The organism is Moritella dasanensis ArB 0140 (assembly GCF_000276805.1).
Classification (GTDB): Bacteria; Pseudomonadota; Gammaproteobacteria; order Enterobacterales; family Moritellaceae; genus Moritella; species Moritella dasanensis.
The window spans coordinates 21418-37920 of sequence record NZ_AKXQ01000031.1; the positions used below are offsets into that span (position 1 = coordinate 21418).

At 39.2% G+C, this 16503-nt stretch carries 9 protein-coding genes; 6 read left to right on the forward strand and 3 right to left on the reverse strand.

Annotated features, from left to right (window positions below):
* Positions 1-41 precede the first annotated feature (41 nt).
* Genes A923_RS0119460 through A923_RS0119470 form a run of 3 tightly spaced genes read right to left on the reverse strand, consistent with a single transcriptional unit; the run spans position 42 to position 3832 of the window.
* On the reverse strand, positions 42-2762 hold the full coding sequence (locus A923_RS0119460; RefSeq protein ID WP_017223367.1) for a PqiB family protein: 2721 nt from the start codon (positions 2760-2762) through the stop codon (positions 42-44).
* Positions 2749-3372, reverse strand: a complete 624-nt coding sequence (locus tag A923_RS0119465; protein ID WP_017223368.1) for a paraquat-inducible protein A — start codon at positions 3370-3372, stop codon at positions 2749-2751. The genes A923_RS0119460 and A923_RS0119465 overlap by 14 nt, the downstream gene beginning before the upstream one ends.
* Entirely contained in the window at positions 3359-3832 is a 474-nt protein-coding gene (locus A923_RS0119470; protein ID WP_237716247.1) for a paraquat-inducible protein A, read from the reverse strand. Before A923_RS0119470 ends, A923_RS0119465 begins: the two co-directional genes overlap by 14 nt.
* Positions 3833-4236: 404 nt before the next feature.
* Between A923_RS0119470 and A923_RS0119475 the strand changes: the two genes are divergently transcribed.
* The 6 genes from A923_RS0119475 (at position 4237) to pyrD (ending at position 16418) form a co-directional block, all read left to right on the forward strand.
* Positions 4237-4548 (forward strand): YebG family protein, encoded by a 312-nt coding sequence (locus A923_RS0119475; RefSeq protein ID WP_017223370.1) that lies wholly within the window; start codon positions 4237-4239, stop codon positions 4546-4548.
* Between the two features lie 204 nt (positions 4549-4752).
* Positions 4753-5385, forward strand: a complete 633-nt coding sequence (gene proQ / locus A923_RS0119480) for an RNA chaperone ProQ (RefSeq protein ID WP_017223371.1) — start codon at positions 4753-4755, stop codon at positions 5383-5385.
* Positions 5386-5498: 113 nt separating this feature from the next.
* Positions 5499-7499, forward strand: a complete 2001-nt coding sequence (gene prc / locus A923_RS0119485) for a carboxy terminal-processing peptidase (protein WP_017223372.1) — start codon at positions 5499-5501, stop codon at positions 7497-7499.
* 92 nt (positions 7500-7591) lie between these two features.
* A complete protein-coding gene (gene pepN / locus A923_RS0119490) occupies positions 7592-10204 on the forward strand; it encodes an aminopeptidase N (RefSeq protein WP_017223373.1) in 2613 nt (870 codons plus the stop codon).
* A 262-nt stretch (positions 10205-10466) separates the two neighbouring features.
* Entirely contained in the window at positions 10467-15317 is a 4851-nt protein-coding gene (locus A923_RS0119495; protein ID WP_017223374.1) for an NAD-glutamate dehydrogenase, read from the forward strand.
* Positions 15318-15407: 90 nt separating this feature from the next.
* Positions 15408-16418, forward strand: coding sequence for a quinone-dependent dihydroorotate dehydrogenase (pyrD, locus tag A923_RS0119500; RefSeq protein WP_017223375.1), 1011 nt, complete (start codon positions 15408-15410; stop codon positions 16416-16418).
* The last annotated feature ends 85 nt before the right edge of the window (positions 16419-16503 follow it).

Below are 16503 nucleotides of genomic sequence, written 5' to 3' on the forward strand. Positions count from 1 at the left end.
ACTTCAAGGTTGGGATTGTTGAAGTAGCTGGGGAGGAGGCGTTACTTAGTTGGTTTTTCTATTTTAGGATCCCACTTAAGCCAATCTGGATTCACTTCTTGAGCCAAATTGAATTGGGTAAAAGGTGCAGCTAATTGGCCGCTGCCATTTGAATTATTACCTGCATCCGGTGTTGCAAACGCAATACCACCCGCTAAAATCGTTTTTAATGATTCAGCTTTTAACGTCGCACCGGTTAGACCGATATCGACGTTAAACCCAGAAACAGCCCAGAACCGACTATTATTACGGACTAAGTGTTGGTACTTAGGCTCGATGTTAAGTGTAATCAGTACTTTATCACTTTGTGCTGATAATTCTGAATAGGTCACTGAACCGACTTCGACCTGGCGGAAGTAGACAGGGGTTCCGGGTGTTAAGCCCATTAACCGTTGGCTAACGACAGTGACAGACAAACCAACATTCTCAGCGGCGATGTCCGGCGCACTATTAAGGACTTTAAAGCGACTGACGTGCTTGCCTTGGCCTTTCGTTACATTGATATAAGCACCTGAAATGAGTGTATTGGCGTTTTTAATGCCATCGAGACCCACTTCAACACTTTCTAACCAGTACTGGCTACCTTGCTGCACGAAGTATTTGGCATAATCAGTTTCTAGTTTAGCCGTTGCTTCAATAAAGCCTTGTTCTACTTTTAACTTGATCGCGCTAATTTCACCAACCTTGATACCTTTGTGTTTAATTTCGGTTCCGACATTAATGTCAGCCCCAGATGTAAAGGTTAATGTGACTGTCGGACGGTCATCGGTTGCAGCAGCAAAGCTACGGAACAATTTGTAATGCGTGGCTTTGGACTTAGCGAGGCTGACTTTGTTGTCATTAACAGGTTTGATGTTATCGAAGTTGATACCCCCAGTTGCAATGGTCAGTAACGATTCGGTTTGCACTTTTAAATTACTCAAGCTACCAGAGATATCAATGCCTGAAACATCCCAAAATACACTGTTACTGTTAATTAAGTGTGCATATTGGCTAAAAATATCCAAGGTGATCACAATATGTTCGTTGTCGGCAGCCAAACGGAAATCAGCCACTGAACCAACGGCGAGTTTACGGTAATAAACCGGCGCACCATTTGAAATAACGTGACTCGGTTTACTTAACAGTGTAATCGTCTTATTCGCTTTAAACGCATTGCTGCCTAATTTTGCCAGCGCAAGAGAAGGGTAGAGTTGGTATTGTTGATGACGACTTTTTGATTTGAATGCCTTGTCGTTCACAAGTTCGATACCACCACTGATTAATGCCGCAATGGGTGCTGACTTGATATTAAGACCTGACACATTGGCGTCGACAGACACACCACTGATATTGATAAAACGTGTCGAACGTTTAAGTAAATGGGCATAATCTTGGTAGATGTTAACGCCTAAATCTATCAGGTTAGTTTTAGTGTTAAACGTTACGTGGCTAATGTGGCCAATCGGGTAGTTCTTGTAATAGACTTTATTGCCTACCGCTAATCCATTTGCATCATTCGCGGCAATCGAAATCTGCTTGTTTGGAATAAGATCATCGACGTTTGATACTAAGTCAAAGGTGGTTTGTAGCTCGCCTTGCCCAGGAGTGAAAAGAATGTAATTACCGGTGACAAAATTAGCCACATTCTTGGTTTCAGTAACTGACAGTTTTGCTTTTTCAACCCAAAATTGAGTCCCTGCACGTAATAACTCGGCAACGTCTGGGTCGACGTCAGCAAATGCTTTTGGTGTTACTTGTTGTGTTTTAGGATCTATAGATTGCGTAATGACCTGTGTGACTTCACCAACCTGTTGACCGTTTAAATAGATATTGTTACCTATTTTAATGTCATTGGTGTTGGATAAATTAAATTCAATTTGAACTGCACGTTCAGCATCGCTTATATTGCTATAAAGCGTATAAGCTTGATTATTTTTGACTTCAATACCGTCTGTTGGTGAATCAAATGCGAGCGCACCACTGATAATCGCGGTGAGACTTTCAGTTTGAATTTTAACGCCATCAAAGCCAAACTCGGCATTAATACCGCTTGCATTCCAAAAACGTGAGTTGTCTTTTACCAGGTAGCTGTATTGGTGATTGATCACGGCTTCGATTAATATGTTGTCAGTGTCTTTATCTAGTTTGAAACTGTGAACTTGACCAACGGGGATCTTTTTATAAAATATTTCAGAGCCAGGGCGAACGGAAGCCAGTTTATCTGTGCTTAATCGTACAATTAAGCCTTGATCATCGGGCAAGTTGTTTGGTGCTGTTTGTACCGCATTAAACTTAATGCTGTATTCGCCATCCCCTGGGGCTACATCAATGTAATTACCCGTCACTAATGCGTCAAGTCCTGATATGCCGGCAATAGATGCTTTGGGCGCGACTAACCAAAACTGCGTATTTTCACGTAATACAGGTTCGGCTTTACTGTCAACTTCAGCGGTGACATAAACACTTCTAAGATCATCATCTAAGGCAATCTTTTTGACTTTACCGATGACCAAACCTTGATACTTGATCAGGGTTTTACCTTCGACAATACCGTTGGCATTCGCAAAATGAATGCGGAATTCAATCCCGGCTTGGGCAATACTTTGATACATGAGGTATAACCCAAGCAAGATTGCGACAATCGGTAATAGCCAGATTGGTGACATCACATTAGGTTTATGCAATACCGGTTTCGGGGCATTACAATTTTCAGGCATGTCTGGTTCGTTATTTTCTTTCATTTTTATGGTTTAAATCCCAAATTAAACGTGTGTCAAAACTTTCAGCAGCTAAGATTGTTAATACAACAACCAAACCAAAGCAAGTCGCTCCATATCCGGGATCCACTGAGAGTAAATTACCTCGGTTGATCACCGCGACCATAATCGATATAACAAACAAATCCATAATGGACCATTTACCGATCCAATGAATTGCATTAAATAATAATAATTTCCGTTTTGGTGCAATAAATATCTTATTTTGCACGGATAACAAAATCAGCCCTAACCCTATTATTTTAAATAACGGCACTAAAATAGAGGCCACAAAAATAATAATCGCGATGCCTAAATCGTTACTTTTTGCTAGTGCGATGGTACCCGACATAATGGTGTCTGGTGTCGCCTTACCTGTGCTTGTTAATGTGCTAATCGGTAATAAGTTTGCTGGGATCATCATGAATGCAGCCGCAAGTAGATAAGCCCACGTTTTTTGGATGCTACTCGGGATCCTAAAATGGACTTGTGTAAAACAGCGAGGGCAGTGTTGACGCTTAATATCCTCTTTTACGCTGATGAGCAGATGACACTCATGGCACTTAGCTATCTGATTATCTTTAGCGTTTTGCATTTTTTTCCATTTTTTGCCAGAAGGTTTCAAGGTTTAACCTATACATAATAAGGCTAGAGACAAACATCAGTGATACAAAACTGAGTAAGCCAAATTGTAATTTGATATCAGCGATGTCGGAAAGTTTAAATACCGCGATTAAAAAACTGACGAGGTAAACTTCTAACATACTCCATTCGGTAAAAAATTTAACTAGCTTGAGTAATAAAATAAGTTGCGGTGTATTACGTTTTGTCAGTAACAATAAGCAAGCTTGGGTGAGGCAAGATAAAAACAGAAAGGGGGCAACGAAACTACAAAAAATAACCAATAGGCCGACGAAATAAAACTTTTTGTCAAATAATGTCCAAGCACCTTGAATCAGCGTTGCGGCCTCTTCGACACCTAACATGGTGATGGTAAACATGGGGAATACATTGGCGATAACAACAAGTATGAGGCCTGTAATTGAAAGTGCCAATATACTGCTTATCGAAAAATCATTGTTTTTGTAGAGTAGCGTATTACAGCGTGGGCAGTGTGCATGTCTATTTTTTGCTATAGGCACGTGATTGACAATTAGGTCGCATTTATTACACACATTAATATTTGACATTCAAACCCGCTAATAGCTAATTATTTATGCTTGTATACACGCACCATTTAATCATTAAAGGTAGCACGTTTCATAATGTGTTCATTAATAGCATTGTTTTATTACAAATATCAACACTATCACTAATTTATGCTACATGAATATAGAAACAATACGGTGTTTTTGTTTATACCGGACTGAATCAAGCATATTTTATGGCCAACGACTTGAATTCATCGTAAATACTAAATACACTGTCATAATATACAGTGTATTTAGGGGATTGGTTCATGGCCGTAATAGTAAAGTATGTAGTTGAACGAAATGGTGTGGAAAAAATGACGTCTACAAGTAAAAAAGAAGCTGATGCATATGACAAAATGTTGGATGTTGCCGAGGGGCTTACCGACTTCATCAGCACATCGTCGCTTGAAATCGATGATCGCCTCACTGAAGAGTTAGCATTATACCTGGCACAAAACAGTACATCACTACAGCACATTTTAAAAGGCGGTAAGTTAAAAGCGCCAGAAGAGAAAGAACAAAAGGCCCCTAAAGCTAAAAAGGCGGCAAAAAACACCTCAGAAAAAGAAGCTGCTTAATCTTTCATCCGGTTAATTATTGTTTATGAAAGCATAAAAAATAGCCAGAATAGTTATTTTTTAACACCTTTTGGGGTTATGACGGCGGATTAAAGATAGCATTTAATTGCAATCGCTCTATAATAGCGATAAATTTTATACATGCGATATAGCAAGATTACGTTTTGTTATATCAGAACAATTAGAAGTAATTTAAGGTCATTCATGGAAAACATTGAAAAGCTAAAAAATAGCAAAGAAGTTATCGCTTATTTGGTAGAAATATTCCCAAAATGTTTCACTGCAAAAGGCGAAGCTAAACCGCTAAAAATTGGCATTTTTCAAGATCTGGCTGAGCGTCTAAAAGAAGACTCTAAAGTTAGTAAAACATTGTTACGTACGGCTCTTCGTCAGTATACTGCAAGCTGGCGTTACCTTCACGGCGCTAAAAAAGATGCTGTACGAGTTGACTTAGATGGCAACGAAGCAGGTGTTTTAGATGCAGAGCATATCGAGCATGCACAAAAAACACTTGAAGAAAGCAAAACTAAATTCTTCGCTGAACGTAATAAGAAAAATGCAGAACAGAAGGCTAAAGCTGAAAAGGATAAGCCTGCTGTTAAACGTGCACCTAAAAAAGTAGTTAAAAAACCTGCACCTAAAGTAGCTCAAAAACCTACAATTCAAGTTGAACGCCCAGTAAATGAAGCGGAACTTAAATCAGGTCTAGCAGTCAAAGTTGTAATTGGTAAAGCACCGGTACAAGCAACTATCGTTGAAGTATCTAAAGATGGTGTTCAAGTTCAATTACTATCAGGACTTTCTCTAAAAGTAAAAAGAGAGCACCTTTTTGTGTAAAGCAATAAGAGTGTTCTGAATTTTTAATAGTTGAGTGTTAGCTAAATATATGAAATTTAGCTAATACTTGACTATTATTAATTTAGCGTTACTTATTCTCAAAAGGATTTTTAATGAAAAAAGTTTTAAAAAGAACTTTTATCAGTGCTTCGGTACTATTAGCCACACATGCGTTTGCATTTGAACCCGCTATTTCAATTCAAGAACTCCCCACATTAAAGCAAGAAGCTCAGCATTCTGAAGCAAGTAAACGTCTCGTCAATTTATTCACGCGCTCTCACTATAAATCTGTAGATTTTGATGACACTTTCGCTGTTGAAGTTTTCGATCGTTATTTAAAACACCTTGATGCTTATCGTACTATTTTCTTGCAAAGTGATGTAGATAGTTTTAATAAATACGCTCTTTCATTTAAGAATGATTTCCGTCAAGGTCGTCTTGCCCCTGCTTATGATATTTATACCGTCGGTTTACAACGTCGTTATGAACGCTTTGCTTATGCATTAACCTTGCTTGACACTGAAATTAAATTCGATACAGATGATGAGTACTATTTCGATACATCTGAGTCAGAGTGGGCTAAAACAACAGCACAACTTGATGAGTTATGGCGTCAAAAAGTTAAGTATGAAGCACTTAATTTAAAATTAACCGGTAAAGACTGGCCTGAGATAAAGAAATTACTGCATAAGCGTTATGATACTGCTATCAAACGTCTGAAACAGACGCAGAGTGAAGATGTTTTCCAAACATTGATGAACTCGTATGCACGTAGTATCGAGCCGCACACTTCTTATTTATCCCCCCGTAACGCCGACCGCTTCAAAACCGAAATGAATCTTTCATTAGAAGGTATTGGTGCGGTATTACAGACGATTGACGATTATACCGTTATTCGCTCTTTAGTTGCTGGTGGACCTGCTGATGCGACCAAACAATTAAAAGCCGAAGATAAAATCGTTGGTGTTGCGCAAGATGACAAGACCATCGTTGATATTGTTGGTTGGCGCTTAGATGACGTCGTTGATAAAATTAAAGGCCCTAAAGGCACTAAAGTTCGCCTTGAAATCGTTCGTGGTGAAGGTGCAAGCGAAAAGCACAAGATCGTCGAAATCATTCGTGACAAAGTGCGTTTAGAAGACCGCGCCGCAAAGTCGAAAGTGATCGATGTTGATGGTGAGAAGGTGGGTGTTATCGAAATCCCAAGCTTCTACGATGGCTTAACTAAAAATGTATTGACTGAATTAACCAAACTCAAAGAAGACAAGGTTAGTTCTATCATTGTCGACTTACGTGATAATGGTGGCGGTGCATTAAAAGAAGCTAACTTACTTTCAGGTCTGTTTTTTGATTCAGGCCCGACAGTACAAGTGCGAGATGCGCGTAATAAAGTCAACGTACTTGAAGATCGTGATGGCAAAACTTACTACGACGGTCCACTTGTTGTGTTAGTTAACCGTTATAGTGCATCAGCATCAGAGATCTTCGCGGCGGCATTACAAGACTACGGTCGCGCCTTAGTCGTTGGTGAACAGACATTTGGTAAAGGGACTGTACAACAGCACAGAACACTTGCGCGTTTGTATGATCTATATGACAAGCCTATTGGCAGCGTGCAATATACTATTTCAAAATTCTACCGTATTAACGGTGGCAGCACGCAATTAAAAGGTGTATTACCAGACATCGCTTTCCCGTCGGCTGTACAACCAGAAGACACCGGTGAGTCAATTGAAGATAATGCACTGGCTTGGGATCAGATCCGTAAAGCAAGTTATCAGCAATCATTAGTTATACAATCAAGTGTGAACACGTTAACTGAACGTCATAATAAGCGTGTAGCAACTAACCCTGAATTTAGTTATATCCAAGCCGATATTATTAAATATAAGCAGGAACTTGATAGTAAAACAATTTCTTTAAAAGAGTCTGTGCGTATTACCGAACGTGAAGAAAACGAAGCACTTCGTTTGAAACGTTTAAATGAGCGTTTAGTACGTAAAGAATTACCTGCGGTGAAATCATTTGATGATAAACCTGAGGACTTTGAGTTTGACGATGCCTTCTTATTAGAAGCCGCCAACATTGCTATTGATTTAAGTAAATCGAGCTAAACTACCTCCGTTTTTACTTCAAGTGCAGCGTGATGCTGCACTTTTTTTTCCTTTTTTTTATGTCTCTATCCGTCGATAGATTAGGACTATAAATGACAGTTAAGCCTAATGCCAAGCATTTAAAAGACTATACAGCCCCAAATTATTTCATTGATAATATTGATCTAGACTTTAACCTTGATGATAGTAAAACTAAAATTGTCGCTATTAATAAGGTGCGTCGTAGTGGTAGCCATAACGATCCGCTTATATTAGATGGCGTTGATCTCACCTTGCTCGCTGTTTCTATAGACGGTCATCAAATTGATAATTATTTAGTGAAAGACAATCAGCTTATTATTTCTGATTTACCGTCTGAATGTGTACTTATCATTGAGACCGAAGTAAACCCACAGGAAAATACCAGCTTAGAAGGGTTATACAAATCAGCAGACGCTTTCTGTACGCAATGTGAATCTGAAGGCTTCCGTAAAATAACTTATTACCTTGATCGCCCCGATGTACTTGCTGTTTTTAGTACTAAGATCACAGCAGATAAAGCGGCTTTCCCGTATCTATTATCTAACGGCAACTGTGTCGACAGTGGTGAACTCGATAATGGACGTCACTGGGTGCAATGGCGTGACCCATACCCGAAACCAGCGTATTTATTCGCATTAGTTGCGGGTGACTTTGATGTATTAAGAGATAGCTACATTACGACGTCAGGTCGTGATGTAAAGTTAGAGCTATTTGTTGATAAAGGTAATCTGTCACGTGGACATCATGCTGTTGAGTCGCTTAAAAAATCAATGAAGTGGGATGAAGATCGTTTTGGTTTAGAATACGATCTAGATGTGTACATGATTGTCGCGGTTGATTTCTTCAACATGGGCGCAATGGAAAACAAAGGCCTTAACGTATTCAATTCTAAATATGTATTGGCTGATGCGGCAAGTGCAACAGACGTTGATTACCTTGGTATTGAAGCGGTCATTGGGCACGAATATTTTCATAACTGGACTGGTAACCGTATTACTTGTCGTGATTGGTTCCAGTTAAGTTTGAAAGAAGGCTTAACAGTATTCCGTGATCAAGAATTCAGTTCTGATCTTGGTTCGCGTGCCGTGAATCGTATTCAAAATGTGAAAGTGTTACGTTCAGCGCAATTCCCTGAAGATGCAGGCCCTATGGCGCACCCAATTCGCCCGGCTTCCGTTATCGAAATGAATAACTTCTATACCGCGACGGTTTATAATAAAGGTGCTGAAGTTATCCGTATGATCCACACGTTATTAGGTGAAGCTAATTTCCGTGCCGGTATGGATTTATACATTAAGCGTCATGATGGTCAAGCCGTAACCTGCGATGATTTTGTTGCTGCAATGCAAGATGCCTCTGATGTCGATCTGACGTTATTCAAGCAATGGTATTCACAATCTGGGACACCAGAAGTAACGGTGACGGATCATTACGATGCACAAACTAAAACGTATACGTTATCAATGCAGCAGCATACACCAAGCACTGCAGACCAGAAAGTGAAGCAAGTGTTACATATCCCTGTTGATATTGAGTTACTTGACGAGCAGGGTAATCAACTCGCTTTAACCTTTGAAGGGAAGTCGGTTCATCATGTATTGAACCTGACTGATAAACAACAAGACTTTGTATTCGACAATGTGACATCAGCACCCGTGCCAAGTTTATTCAGAGAGTTTTCTGCACCGGTTAAACTGCATTATGCCTACAGCAATGCGCAACTTGCGATGCTGATGGTACATGCAACGAATGACTTTGCGCGCTGGGATGCTTCGCAGTTATTAATTAATAAACATGTTGTTGAAAATGTTGCCCGTCTTGCTGATAAGCAAGCGCTTGAGTTACCGGCTGAATTCGGCCAAGCTTTCCGTGATTTGGTTGCCAATGCGCAGTTAGACCCCGCGTTGAAAGCGGAGATGCTACAGTTCCCATCAACGAACAGCTTAATGGGCTTGTTTGTTGAAGTGGATGTTGATGCATTGTTAACAGTTACTGGTTTTATTAAGGCGCAAATTGCAACGAATGTAGCGACGACATGTGCTGCTATGTATGCCGATATGCCAACCCGAAAGTATGAAGTAGCGCACGATCATATTGCTATGCGTTCATTAAAGAATGTATGCCTGGAATATATCGCATTAGCAAATGTAACCAATGTTAACGAGTTGGTATTAGCACAGTTTGAACAGTCAGATAATATGACCGATACGATGGGGGCAATCAGTGCGGCAAACAAAGCGCAGTTACCTTGCCTTAAAATGATGATGTCTGCATTTGAATCGACTTGGTCGCATGACGGTTTAGTGATGGACAAATGGTTTATTCAAATTGGTCTTAATCCGAGTGAAAACTGCCTAGCTGTAGTGAAAGAAACCTTAACACATGGTAGCTTCTCTTTAGTTAATCCGAATCGAACACGTTCATTAATAGGTAGTTTTTCTGCACTCAATACCAAAGCGTTCCATGCGATTGACGGTAGTGGTTATGCTTTCTTAGCGGATATTCTGTGTCAGCTAAACAGCAGTAACCCACAAGTTGCTTCACGATTAATCACACCGCTTATTGAATTTAAGAAATTTGATTCAGTACGCCAAGGGTTAATGAAAGCACAACTTGTTCGATTAAGTAACATTGATGCTTTAGCCGCCGATTTGTTCGAAAAGATTGACCGTGCTTTAGCCTAATCTGACTGCAACATAACAAATTTAACATTTAGTTAAACGATTGTTTTATAAAAACGGGGTATATGGACCAATTCTGGCGTCATATACCCACTTTTAGTAATTTATCAATGTTTTATTCTTAAAAACTTCCATTTATCTTTCTATCTTGTTGCCTCTGTAGCATTTTTATTACAAATATTAATGTTAGAATGCCCGCTGAATTACCGTCATAAGTTACTTTTTTAGCTAGACTTAATAAACCGAGATTTAAAGGATTGCTAGTATGTTGAATAAAACGCCTATTCCTGTGTTACTGGAAAACGTAATCAGCCTTGTAAAGACCAAAGTAGATGCGAAAAGCAATACATTAGTCGAGCAGTTTGTCACTGCATTATATGCTGGAATGAGGCAGGAAGATCTCTCTTCGCGTAGTGATAGTGATCTGTATTGTGCTGCAATTAGTTTGTGGAACAGATTAAATAGTAGTAATAATAACGGCCCTGACATTTGTGTTTACAACCCAGAAATTAGCCTTAATGGTTGGCAGTCAACACATACGATTGTTGAAATCATTGTCGCTGACTCACCATTTTTGACTGAATCGGTCATGATGGCTTTATCTCGACTTGGCGTAATATCACATTTGATGTTACATCAGCCAATTGCTTTGAAACGAGATGATAATGGCCGTGTAAACAAAATTCTAACCAATCCTAAAAATGCCAAGAATTTTACCTCTGAAACCGTATTCTTAATTGAAATCGATCGTCAAACAGAAAACAGCAAATTAGATGCCATTAGTGCTGAATTAGCTTCAGTATTAAATGAGATTGCGTTGGCGGTTAATGATTGGTCTCCAATGCATGATAAGTTACTTGCTGTTATTGAACAGCTGTCTGCAAAGCCAAAGAAAAAAGGTATCGACTATGCTGATACACTTAAGTTCTTAGCATGGTTAGCTGATCACAATTTCACCTTGCTCGGCTACCGTCGTTACGATATCGAACCGGTAAAGGGTGACTATGTTATCACGCCTGATTGTGATTCAAGTTTAGGTATCATGAAAAATTCGGTCAATAACCAAGGTTATGGCTTATCTAATTTATCCTCTGACGCCAAACGTGAAGTATTATCTCAAAACACCCTTATTTTAACCAAGAGTGACGCTAAATCTCGCGTACACAGACCTGCAAATATCGATTATGTCGGCATTAAAATATTCGATGAAGATAATAATGTAATTGGTGAAGAGCGTTTTATTGGTTTATACGCGTCATCAATTTATAACAGCAGCGCCATTGATATTCCGCTTATCAGCGATAAAATTAAACGTGTACTTGATACGTCTGGTTACAACCCTGTAAATCATTCATATAAAGCATTGTTAAACATTTTAGAAACCTATCCGCGTGATGAATTGATCCAATCGAGCGAAGCAGATATTTTGCATTGTGCTTTGGGTGTTTTACACATGCAAGATCGCGATCAGGTTAAACTGTTTGTACGAAAAGACTTATTCGGTCGTTATTATTCTTGTCTGGTTTACGTGACGAAAGAACGTTACAACACGCACTTACGTGAGAAGACCCAGCAAGTACTGGCTGACTATTTAGGCAGTGATAAAGAAGTTGAATTTAATACCTATTTCTCTGAAGGTAATATGGCTAGAACACAATATATTGTACATGTTGATCAGAATGAAAAAGAAGTACAAGTAAATCTAGCTGAAATTGAGCAGAACTTAACTGAAGCGGCTAAGTCGTGGAATGATAAATTAAAAACATCGATCGTTAGTCATTACGGTGAAGAGAAAGGCCGTTCTTTATCTGAGAAGTACATTCATGCTTTCCCTCAGTCGTATAAAGAATATGTGTTACCTAACTCTGCAGTAGCTGATATTATCAAGTTAGAAACACTGTCGACTGAGCACAAACTTGAAATGATTTTCTACCGTGCGCAAGAAGAGCAACATGACTCTAACCACGTACGTCTAAAATTATTCCATAAAGACCAACCAATCCATTTGTCAGATGTATTACCTATGTTAGAAAACATGGGTTTAAAAGTACTTGGCGAAACACCGTTTAAAGTAAAAACAGCAGACGGTACGATATATTGGGTACTCGATTTCACCATGCTTTATACCGGTGATAACGTACTGGATACGACTGAACGTAGTGCTGACTTTATGTCGACGTTCCATCAAGTATGGGAAAATCGTTTAGAGAATGATGGTTTTAATAAATTAGTACTTAAAACTAATTTATCAGGTCGTCAAATCTCGGTATTAAGATCATATGCTAAATACATGCGTCAAATTGGTAACAACTTTAGCCAAGCTTATATCGAGAATACCTTAGCGTCATTACCGGAATTGGCCAATAGTTTGTATTGCTATTTCCATCAAAAATTTGCAATGGACCAAGGTGAAATTGATAGCCTAGATATCATTGCTAATTTTGAAACGAAACTTGAAAAAGTGAACAACTTGGATGATGACCGTATTATTCGTCGTTTCATCGACCTTATCACGGCAACATCACGTACTAACTTCTATCAAGTTGATTCAAGATTAAAAACAGCAAATAAAAGTAAAGCCTATATCTCATTTAAGTTTGAGTCGTCACTGATCCCTGACATGCCATTACCATTGCCAAAATTTGAAGTGTTTGTGTATTCACCGCAGGTTGAGGGTGTACATTTACGTGGTGGTAAAGTAGCCCGTGGTGGTTTACGTTGGTCTGATCGTCGTGAAGATTTCCGTACTGAAGTGCTTGGCCTCGTAAAAGCACAGCAAGTTAAAAATACCGTCATTGTGCCTGTTGGTGCTAAAGGTGGTTTTGTTTGTAAACAAATTCAACCTAGCCACAGCCGTGATGAAGCATTCAATATTGGTAAAGAATGTTACCGTACATTTATCCGTGGTTTACTTGATATCACCGATAACATTGTTGATGGTGAACTTGTTCATCCAACAAATGTACGTTTCTATGATGAAGCGGATTCATATTTGGTAGTAGCAGCAGACAAAGGTACGGCCACTTTCTCTGATATCGCCAATGAGATCAGTGATGAGTACAACTTCTGGCTAGGTGATGCATTTGCATCAGGTGGTTCAGTGGGTTATGACCATAAAAAAATGGGTATTACCGCAAAAGGTGCGTGGGAATCGGTTAAACGTCACTTCCGTGAAATGGGCATTAACTGTCAGGAAGAAGAGTTTACCTGTATTGCGGTGGGTGACATGGCTGGTGATGTATTTGGTAACGGCATGCTGCTATCAAAAAGCACGAAGTTAATCGCGGCATTTAACCACATGCACATCTTCATCGATCCAAACCCAGATTGTGCAACCAGTTATGCAGAACGTGATCGTTTATTTAAACTACCGCGTTCAAGCTGGACTGATTACGATCGTTCTATTATGTCTAAAGGCAGTGGTATCTTCTTACGTTCAGCAAAAGCGATTACACTAACGCCTGAAATTAAGAAAATGTTGGGTACGAAAGTATCATTAATGACGCCGACTGATTTAATCAAAGCGATTCTAACGTCACGAGCCGATTTACTGTGGAATGGCGGTATCGGTACTTATGTTAAAGCAGCAACAGAAACAAACAATGATGTTGGCGATCGTGCCAATGATCATGTCCGTATTAACGGCAGTGAACTTAACGTTAAGATTGTTGGTGAAGGTGGTAATTTAGGTTGTACACAACTTGGTCGTATTGAATACGGCAGGAATGGCGGTCGCATTAACAGTGACTTCATTGATAACGTGGGTGGTGTAGATTGCTCAGATAATGAAGTAAACATTAAGATCTTACTTAACAGTATCGTTAGTAGCGGTGACTTGACGCGTAAGCAACGTAATGAACTGTTGTACTCAATGACAGATGAAGTATCTGAAATTGTATTAAACAATGCTTACAAGCAAACATTGTCGGTATCTGTTACGCAAACACGTGCAGCAGAACAGTTAAAAGAACAAATTCGCTTCATCCAAATGCTTGAACGTAGTGGTAAGTTAAATCGTCAACTTGAGTTCTTACCAAGTGAAGATGAATTGGCTGAACGACTCGGTAAAAATGAAGGGTTAACACGACCAGAGCTTGCAGTTTTACTTGCATACGCAAAAATGCAGTTAAAAGAACAACTCAATTGCCCTGAAGTATTTGAAGACGAATTCTTATCTGAATTGCTTATCACTGCGTTCCCGCAGTTGCTACAAGACAAGTACAAAGTACAAATGCAAGATCACCCACTTAGAAATGAAATCATTGCAACACAGCTTGCCAATGAAATCATTAATGACATGGGCTTGAACTTTGTTGGTCGTATGCAAGACGAAACTGGTTCAACGGTTGTCGAAATTGCAAAATGTTTCGTTATTTCTAAGCATGTTATCGGCATGGAAAACATGTGGGACATCGTGACAGGGTTAGATAACAAGGTTGATTCTTCAACACAGCTAGATATGTTATTTGAAAGCCGCCGCTATATTCGTCGTGCTTCATGTTGGTTAGTGCGTTACCGTGACCGTAACATGAGTATTTCAGATACGATTGCTTTCTATAAACCTATTTATAAGGGTATGAAAGAAAATACCGAACAAGTACTTGTTGACGCAGATAAAGAAAAACAAAGTAAACGTATTAATGCATTTATTGAAAAATCAGTACCTGCAGATATCGCTAATGAGATTGTTCATCAGAACACTTTATTCTCGGTATTTGATATTGCAGACTTGTGTAAACAACATCAAGTACCAATGTCTTTAGTACAATCTGTTTTCTTCTCGTTAGGTAACAAACTCCAGCTGCATGACTTTATGCATCAAATCAACTTGCAACCTGTTGCTAACCATTGGCAAGCACTTGCAAGAGCCGCGTTCCGTGAAGAACTTGCGCTACAACAACGTAGCTTAACATCAGTGGTGTTATCTACTTGTTCATCAACAGGTAAGTGCGATATAATCATTGACGAATGGTTATCTGATCATGACGCGCTTGTTGTTCGTTGGCTGCAAATGTTAGCTGATTTTAATATGAGTTCTTCGCATGAGTTTGCTAAATTCTCAGTTGCATTACGAGAATTGAATTTACTTCACTTAAGCTGCAGAAATGCGAGCTAACGAGTAAATTGATATATGCGTAAGCACTCAATTAAAATGATTTAATTATGAAGCACTGTTGATACAGTGCTTTTTTATGAGGAATAGAAAATGTTATATCGTATTGCACGTGAATTTTTCTTTATGCAAGACCCAGAAGTAGTGCATGAAATGACAATTAAAGGCTTAAAATTAACGGGTTCTACTCCTTTAAGTTGCTTATATTCGCAGAAATTACCGAGCAAACCAGTCACGGTAATGGGACTGGAGTTTCCTAATCCAGTTGGTTTAGCTGCTGGCCTTGATAAAAACGGTGAATGCATTGACGCGTTTGCGGCAATGGGATTTGGTTTCATTGAAGTGGGTACCGTTACACCGCTTCCACAAGCTGGTAATGAAAAGCCGCGTATATTCCGTATTACCGAAGCTGAAGCGATTATTAACCGTATGGGCTTTAATAACGCCGGTGTAGACGCGCTTGTTGAAAACGTTAAAAATGCGCAATACAAAGGTATTTTAGGTATAAACATTGGTAAAAACAAAGATACGCCAATCGAAAAGGGTAACGATGATTACCTTATTTGTATGGATAAGGTTTACCAGCACGCGTCTTATATTACTATTAATATCTCGTCACCAAATACACCAGGGTTACGTACGTTACAGTATGGTGAAGCATTGGATAGTTTATTAAGCTGTCTTAAAGAATGCCAATCTGAACTGACGAAAACACATGAAAAATATGTGCCGTTAGCCGTTAAAATTGCACCTGATTTAACCGATGATGAGTTAGCGCAAGTTGCTGAGTCATTAGTTAAGTATAAAATGGATGGTGTTATTGCGACAAATACGACATTAGACAGAACATTAGTCCATGATATGCCACATGCGTGTGAAGCCGGTGGCCTAAGTGGTCGTCCAGTTCAACATGCAAGTACAGAAATTGTGCGTAAACTTGCAGTATTGCTTGATGGTCAATTACCGATTATCGGGGTAGGCGGTATCGACTCTGTTGTGTCAGCAAAAGAAAAATTTGTTGCCGGCGCAGAATTAGTACAGGTGTACAGTGGATTTATCTACAAAGGGCCTAAATTAGTTAAAAAGATTGTCAAAAGTTTATAACTTTATACTTGGTTTTAGTCTATATTTCTGATAAGGGTATTTACATATGGATGGGGTGTAGTTAAACTAGCAGACAGTTAATTAC